This is a genomic window from Pseudonocardia sp. 73-21, from assembly GCF_001899645.1.
Classification (GTDB): Bacteria; Actinomycetota; Actinomycetes; order Mycobacteriales; family Pseudonocardiaceae; genus Pseudonocardia.
Map to the genome: position 1 here is coordinate 22,176 of NZ_MKVV01000005.1, position 6,960 is coordinate 29,135.

At 71.6% G+C, this 6,960-nt stretch carries 9 protein-coding genes and 1 pseudogene; 7 read left to right on the forward strand and 3 right to left on the reverse strand.

Annotated features, from left to right (window positions below):
• The first annotated feature begins 50 nt into the window (after nt 1–50).
• Both BGP03_RS00770 and BGP03_RS00775 read left to right on the forward strand, forming a co-directional pair.
• The gene (locus tag BGP03_RS00770; protein ID WP_296366257.1) at nt 51–545 is read left to right on the forward strand and encodes a MauE/DoxX family redox-associated membrane protein; all 495 of its coding nucleotides are present in this window, start codon (nt 51–53) and stop codon (nt 543–545) included.
• Nucleotides 545–1,228 carry a thioredoxin domain-containing protein gene (locus BGP03_RS00775; protein WP_296366259.1) on the forward strand — a complete coding sequence of 228 codons (684 nt, stop codon included), beginning with the start codon at nt 545–547 and terminating at the stop codon, nt 1,226–1,228. The genes BGP03_RS00770 and BGP03_RS00775 overlap by 1 nt, the downstream gene beginning before the upstream one ends.
• Nucleotides 1,229–1,241: 13 nt before the next feature.
• Here the strand turns inward: BGP03_RS00775 and BGP03_RS00780 are convergent.
• A pseudogene (locus BGP03_RS00780) lies at nt 1,242–1,337 on the reverse strand (DNA-binding response regulator); the annotation flags it as partial.
• A gap of 46 nt (nt 1,338–1,383) precedes the next feature.
• Between BGP03_RS00780 and BGP03_RS00785 the strand changes: the two are divergent.
• Nucleotides 1,384–1,692, forward strand: coding sequence for a hypothetical protein (locus tag BGP03_RS00785; RefSeq protein ID WP_296366260.1), 309 nt, complete (start codon nt 1,384–1,386; stop codon nt 1,690–1,692).
• A gap of 110 nt (nt 1,693–1,802) precedes the next feature.
• On the forward strand, nt 1,803–2,390 hold the full coding sequence (locus BGP03_RS00790; RefSeq protein ID WP_296366262.1) for a sigma-70 family RNA polymerase sigma factor: 588 nt from the start codon (nt 1,803–1,805) through the stop codon (nt 2,388–2,390).
• 18 nt (nt 2,391–2,408) lie between these two features.
• On the opposite strand, the gene BGP03_RS00795 is transcribed toward BGP03_RS00790, so the two are convergent.
• Nucleotides 2,409–3,458, reverse strand: a complete 1,050-nt coding sequence (locus tag BGP03_RS00795) for a HoxN/HupN/NixA family nickel/cobalt transporter (RefSeq protein WP_296366264.1) — start codon at nt 3,456–3,458, stop codon at nt 2,409–2,411.
• Nucleotides 3,459–3,931: 473 nt separating this feature from the next.
• On the opposite strand from BGP03_RS00795, the gene BGP03_RS00800 reads away from it, so the two are divergent.
• The gene (locus BGP03_RS00800) at nt 3,932–4,894 is read left to right on the forward strand and encodes a ferritin-like domain-containing protein (RefSeq protein WP_298799383.1); all 963 of its coding nucleotides are present in this window, start codon (nt 3,932–3,934) and stop codon (nt 4,892–4,894) included.
• Nucleotides 4,895–5,153: 259 nt separating this feature from the next.
• Here the strand turns inward: BGP03_RS00800 and BGP03_RS00805 are convergent, their stop codons facing one another.
• Entirely contained in the window at nt 5,154–5,696 is a 543-nt protein-coding gene (locus BGP03_RS00805; protein ID WP_296366268.1) for a hypothetical protein, read from the reverse strand.
• Between the two features lie 36 nt (nt 5,697–5,732).
• Between BGP03_RS00805 and BGP03_RS00810 the strand changes: the two genes are divergently transcribed.
• Together BGP03_RS00810 and BGP03_RS00815 are read left to right on the forward strand one after the other, a co-directional pair.
• Nucleotides 5,733–6,521, forward strand: a complete 789-nt coding sequence (locus BGP03_RS00810) for an LLM class flavin-dependent oxidoreductase (protein ID WP_296366270.1) — start codon at nt 5,733–5,735, stop codon at nt 6,519–6,521.
• Nucleotides 6,522–6,651: 130 nt separating this feature from the next.
• Nucleotides 6,652–6,960: alcohol dehydrogenase catalytic domain-containing protein (locus BGP03_RS00815; RefSeq protein ID WP_299735038.1), on the forward strand; the 309-nt coding region annotated here is incomplete at its 3' end.

The window sequence follows — 6,960 nt, forward strand, 5'->3', positions numbered from 1 at the left end:
CGCCGGGCACACCCGGGAACCACGGCCCCGGCCCGGGCGACTCCTCCACGATGACCACCGTCGAGAGTCCCCGCGCGCGGGTGCTGCCGTGGCTGTCCACGCTGGCCCGGCTGGTGCTCGGCGGCGTGTGGATCGCCGCCGGCGTCGCCAAGATCACCGACCTCGATGCGTCCGTCCGCGCCGTCCGGGCGTACGCACTGCTGCCCGAGGCCGTCGTGCAGATCGTCGGGCCCGGCCTGCCCCCGGCCGAGATCCTGCTCGGCGCGCTGCTCGTGCTCGGCGTCGGCGTACGGGTGGGCGCCGTGATCTCGACGGTGCTGATGGCCGCGTTCGTCGTCGGCATCGCGTCGGCGTGGATCCGCGGACTGAGCATCGACTGCGGCTGCTTCGGCTCCGGCGGGGCCCTGGCGCCGGGTGCCGAGCCGACCTACGGCCGGGAGCTCGCCCGCGACGGCGGCCTGCTCGTGCTGGCCCTGTTCCTCGTCCGGTGGCCCGCGGGCCGCTGGGCCCTCGACGCCGTTCTCACCCGGAAGGACCCGACCTAGTGGCCAACAAGAGGAAGCCGGTGGTGGCGGCGCGGAGCGGGCCGTCCACCGCGATGATCATCGGCATCGTGGTCGTGGTGCTGTTCGCCGCCGCCGTCGGGTTCGGGGTGTACCGCTCCCAGCAGGCCGCCACGGGCCCGGTCGCGGTGCCGCCCAACGCCACGGCGGAGGGCGTGCCGGTGGGCCGGGCGTCGGCCAAGGCGACGATCGACATCTACCTCGACTTCCAGTGCCCCGTCTGCCGGGAGTACGAGCAGCAGTCCGGCGCCACGATCGACCAGTTGGTGGCGAGCGGGCAGGCCAAGGTGGTCTATCACCCGATCGCGATCCTCGACCGCTACTCCAGCACGCAGTACTCCAGCCGGGCCTCGGCCGCGTCGGGGTGTGCGGCGGCCTCCGGCGTCTTCCCGCAGTACGTGAAGCTGCTCTACGCCAACCAGCCCCCGGAGAACGGCGACGGCCTGTCCGCCGCGCAGCTCGTCTCGTTGGGGCAGCAGGCCGGGGCGACGGGCTCGGGCTTCGCCACGTGCGTGACCGACCAGACCTACAAGGCGTGGACGGCGAGCCTGACCGACCAGGCGTCGAAGGCCGGCGTCAACGGCACCCCGACGGTCAAGGTGAACGGCCAGGTCGTCGACAACACCGACGCGGCCCTGCGTGCGGCTGTCGCAGCCGCCCAGTAGGGGGCTCGGTACGCGACACGTAGCCCTTCACCGCGGCCTCGGTGACGTAGAGGCGCCTGCCGATCTCGGTGTCGGTCAGGCCCTCGCCGAGCAGCCCGACCACCTCACGGTGTGCCCCTCGGCCGCCACCCGCACGAGCCCGACGAGGTCCGCAGGTGGCGTCGACCTCGGCAGGTAGCCCACGGCGCCGGCCCGCATCGCGCGCCGGCGCGGCCGCCGCGTGGACCGTGCTCCCGCCCGGGCACCGGCCGCGCACCGCAACCGTGGCCCAGATCTACCCGCGCCTCGCACCGCCGCCCGAGACCGACGAGGTGGCGCTGTGGGTCGGTGTCGACGGGCCCGACCCCCTGCGCCCCCGGTTCCGGGGCTGCTCCGGGCAGCAGGCCGACGGGCTCGAGGTGTGGCTGTGCACCGGCCGCACCGGCCCCTGGACGACGATCCGGCCGGCGGCCCGCACCCGCTGATCCGTTCGGCCGCGGGCGGCGACATCGATTCGTGCCCCGCGGACTGGGCCATCTGCAGTACCGTCCCCGGATGGCCCGTGGTAGCCCGACCGTCGGACGGTAACGCCCTCGTGACGGATGCCCCGAACAGTCCGGCGGCCGAGCTCCGCCGGCTCGTACCGGCCGCGCAGGCGGGTGATCGCGCCGCCCTCGACCAGGTGCTGCGCCTCGTCCACCCCATCGTGCTGCGGGGTTGTCGGGCCCGGATGGGCTGCGGCCACGGCCACCTCGACCCGGAGGACGTCGCGCAGGACGTGCTGTGCGCGATCGCCGACGGCATCGGCCGGTTCGACCCCGTCCGCCCGTTCCTGGGCTGGGTCGCGGCCATCACCGGCCACAAGGCGTCGGATGCGTTCCGCCGGCACTACCGCGACCCCTCCAGCCCCGTCGACGAGGTGCCCGAGCACGTCGACTCCGGCGACACGCCGGAGCCCGCGCTGCTGCGGTCGGAGCTGGCCGATGAGCTGCGCGTCCTGCTCGCGCAGCTCCCGGAGGTCCACCAGTCGATCCTCGTACTACGGCTCATCGAGCGCGTCTCCGCCGCGGAGACGGCCGAGATGCTCGGCATGACCGCGGGCAGCGTCCGCGTGGCCCAGCACCGTGCGCTGCGCCGCCTGCGTGAGCTGGTCGCCGGCGGCGCGTCCCTCCCGAGCGGCTGATCGTCGGGGTCGGCGGGGTCAGGGGGCGGCCGGGTCGCGCAGCCGGGTGGACCACCGGTCCTCCACCCGCCCGACCTTCCACACCAGCAGCGCCAGCAGCCACGCGACCACGAACAGGGCGACGATGCCGTAGCCGGCGTAGTCCAGCGGGATGGCCGCGATCGCCGCGAGCGGGCCGGAGGTGATCCCGAGCTGGTCGACGAGCACGCCGACCAGCTCGATCGTGCCGATGATCAGCGCCACCGCCACCGAGATGGCCGTGATCGTGATGTTGTAGAAGACCTTGCGGACGGGTTTCGCGAAAGCCCAGCCGTAGGCGAAGTTCATGAAGACGCCGTCGATCGTGTCGGCCATGACCATGCCGCCGGCGAACAGCACGGGCAGAACCATGATCGCGTAGAAAGGCAGGCTGAACGCCGCGGCGCCGCCGGCGAGCACCAGCAGGCCGACCTCGGTGGCGGTGTCGAAACCGAGCCCGAACAGCACGCCGACCGGGTAGATCTGCCACGGCTTGCGGATCGAGCGGGTGAGCCGGCCGAGGAAGCGGTTCATGAATCCGCGGTTGTTGAGGTGCTGTTCCAGTTCGGACTCGTCGAAGTCCCCACGACGCATGCGGCGGAACACCGAGACGATGCCGATCAGCACGACGAGGTTCATCAGCCCGATGACCCACAGGAAGATCCCCGACACCGATGCACCCACGACCGCCGTGACCGAGTGCAGCACCGAGGAGTCGTTCACCACCTGGCTCGCGAGCGCCTTCACGCCCAGGGCCAGCAGGAACGTCAGCAGGAAGACGATCGTGGAGTGGCCCATGCCGAACCAGAAGCCCACGGACAGCGGGCGCCGGCCGCCCTCCTCGCGGTCCTCCAACAGCTTGCGCGTGGTGTTGTCGACGGCGGCGATGTGGTCGGCGTCGAACGCGTGCCGCAGCCCGAACGTGTAGGCGAGCACCCCGATACCGACGGTGTAGACGCCGGTGGTGCCGAGGTCGTACCGGGCGGGGATGACGAACGCGATGAGCACCCCGAAACCGATGATGTGCAGGAAGACGATGAAAGCGCCCATACCGAACACGGACCGTCGGTCCTGGGCGTTGAACGAACCGGCGATTTTCGACCAGCGGGTAGCCACCGATCGACGGTAAGGCGGGCCCGAGGCTTCTGCAACTTGATGGTGATTGCCTAAGTGTGGCTATTTCGTATTTGTCCCTATTGTGAGGATGGTGCTCCCCGTCTGCCGAGCAGGACGACGAGCCCGCCGGTGCACGCGTGCCTGCGGTCGCCCAGCGTGCACGGCCGCGACGCGTTCCGCGGCGAGCGTCGGCTGCACGTTCGCGCGGGGCGCACCACCGCCGCGTTCTGGATTCGGTGAGCACTTTATTCACGGAACGCGATTTCGTGAATAAAGTTCCCGTGTCACCTGAATGGATGCGTAAGGATTTTGTGTGTTTTCATGTTAGGGCAATCGCGCAGACATTTCTGCTCCCCAGGTGCGCTACCGCTCGGTGGTGGCCTTCGATTTCCGATCGAGGAGTTCCCGTGTTCGAAGGGTTCAACCAGGCGTTCGTCAAGGACGCCATCGCCCGCAGCTCCGAGAACCCCGTGGACCGCCGTCGGTTCCTGCGTGCGGCGGGTATCGGCACCGCCGGCGCGGTCGGCCTGGGTGCGTTGGGCGTGGGCGCCGGCACGGCGATCGCCGGTGGCTCCCACGGCAACGGCCCGGCCCAGGGCCCCAGCGACGCCGCGGTCCTCAACTTCGCGCTCAACCTCGAGTACCTCGAGGCCGAGTACTACCTGCGCGGCGTGTACGGCAAGGGCCTGGCCGACAGCCAGGTCGACGGCTCCGGCACGCTCGGTGGCGTCAAGGGCGGCTACAAGGTCACGTTCACCACCAAGATCGGCCAGCAGTACGCCGAGGAGATCGCCCAGGACGAGCTGCACCACGTCGACTTCCTGCGTGCGGCGCTGGGCAACGCCAAGGTGGCCCGGCCGGCCATCAACCTGACCGACGCGTTCAACGCCGCCGCCACCGCGGCGGGCCTCATCAAGAAGGGCGAGTCGTTCGACCCCTTCGCCAGCGAGGACAACTTCCTGCTGGGTGCCTTCGTCTTCGAGGACGTGGGTGTCACGGCGTACAAGGGCGCGGCTCCGCTCATCGCCAACAAGACGTTCCTGGAGGCGGCCGCGGGAATTCTCGCGGTGGAGGCCTACCACGCCGGCCTGATCCGCACGCTGCTGCTGGCCAAGGGCCTCGCCGAGCCGGCCGGTGCCATCTCCGACGCCCGCGACAGCCTCGACGGCCCGACCGACGACGACCAGGGCATCGTCGACAAGCGGGGCAAGGCCAACATCGTCCCGACCGACGCCAACGGCCTCGCGTACTCGCGCTCCGCGGGCTCGGTGCTCAACATCGTGTTCCTCAATCCGAAGAAGGTCACCTCGGGCGGCTTCTTCCCGGAGGGCGTCAACGGCACGATCGTGACGAGCGACAACAACGCCTGACGCTCAGCGCCACAGACCAGCGGCACTCCCGTCGGACAGGTTCCGACGAGAGTGCCGTTCGTCCGTCGGGTCAGCTTCCGGCGCGGCCGCCGGTGGGGGTGGCCACGAACCAGGCACCCACGTCGTGGGGCACGCGGCCGTGCAGCGGGCCGTCGGCGGGGAGGGCTGCCGGCGTCGGAGCGGCAGCCGACGCGAATCCTCCGTAGGGGCGGGCTCACGACCGCGCGCCGCGGCCGTCCGACGGGCGAGGGCCCGGCTCTCAGGAACCGTCCCAGCAGCCCATGATCGTCTTCGCGACGAGCATCGCGACGTTGGCCGGCGTGAGCGGCGGGTTCGAGAGGGTGGCGGGCAGTGCCGAGTCGTCCACCAGCAGCACCTTGAAATCCTTGCGCACCACCACGGAACCGTTGGGGGTGACGAACGCGCTCTGCCCCACCCCGTCCACCCGCTGTGCCCTGCCCAGCTGCGTGGCGAGCGTGTCGAGGTACCGGCGGGTCTCGGAGTCGTTGGTGAGCTCCTTGACCGACATCGCGAACGACCCGCTCGCGTAGTCGTAGCGGCAGGAGTAGAGGTGGTCGGCCCAGGTCGGGGTCTCGACGCGCTGCGCCGCGATGCCCAGCGCCTCGGTGATGTCGTTCTGCGCCTCCTGCGCGCAGACCATCTTCGCGCTGGTGGACGGGCCGGTGGGGGCGGCGGACACGGTGGTGGTGGCCGGGGCGCCCGCGGGGTCGTACAGGCCCCCCGCGCACCCGCCGACGCCCAGCAGCAGCCCGGCGACCAGGGCGAGACGGGCGCGGCGCATGCGGGCGAGGGTAGCGCTGTCGCTACTGTCCGCGAGATGCAACTGGGCTATCTGACGCACGTCGCGGGCGGTGAGCCGCTCCTGGCCTACCGGCGCACCGTCGAACTGGCGGTGGCGGCCGAGGACCTGGGGTTCTCCTCGTTCTGGCTGGCCCAGCACCACGGCGGGATCTTCGGCGGCCAGCTGCCGTCCCCGCTCGTGCTGCTCGCGGCGATCGCCGAGCGGACGTCGGTCCTCCGGCTCGGCACGGCGGTGATCGCCGCGTCGCTGGAGGACCCGCTGCGGTTGGCCGAGGACGCCGCCGTCGTCGACGCGCTGAGCGGGGGCCGTCTGGAGCTGGGGATCGGCGCCGGGGCCGACGGCGCCGCGTCGGCCGCGTTCGGCCGTGACCACGCGAGCCGGCACGCCGACTGCGTCGCCGCGGTCGATGAGCTGTGCCACCACCTCGACGGGCCCGGCCTGGTCCCCGCGGCGCCCGGACTGCGGCAGCGGTTGTGGTGGGCCACCGGGTCGCCGGTCGGGGTCGACGCCGCCGCCGCCCGCGGGATGGGCGTGATCAGCGGACGCCCGGACGGCGCCGCGGCCGACCTCGCCGGCTACTGGACGCGTGCGGTCGGGGAGCCGCGCGTGGCGGCGTCGCGGATCGTCGGGGTGGGGGAGAGCGGCACGGAGGTTCTGCAGCGCTGGCGCGGGGATCCGGTGCGGGACTGGGCGACGGAGCTGGTGGTGCAGACACTGCCCACCGACGCCGATCTCGGCACCCACCTGGCCACGTTGCGAACCCTGTCGAGGGCGGTGCTACGCCCCACCAGCCTCGGGGTGTGACCCGGCCCGGCCCGATCCTGCTGTCGCGGGTCGGCGCCGATCAGGATGGACAGGATCTCCACGGCGCCCCTGCACGTGACGATCGGAACAGTGCGGTTGGGGGGCCGGACCCATCGGGAACCCCGCACGCATGCCCACGACTGTGAACGCCTACGCCACCTCCGCGGCGAAGGCCCCGTTCGAGAAGACCACGATCGAGCGCCGTGACCTCAAGCCCGCGGACGTGCTCATCGACATCAAGTTCGCCGGCATCTGCCACTCCGACATCCACACCGCGCGCGAGGAGTGGGGCTCCACGAACTTCCCGCTCGTCCCCGGCCACGAGATCGCGGGCATCGTCTCCGAGGTCGGCCCCGAGGTCACCAAGTACAAGGTCGGCGACCGCGTCGGCGTCGGCTGCATGGTGGACTCCGTAAGGTTGTTGATGTTCGGGACGGGA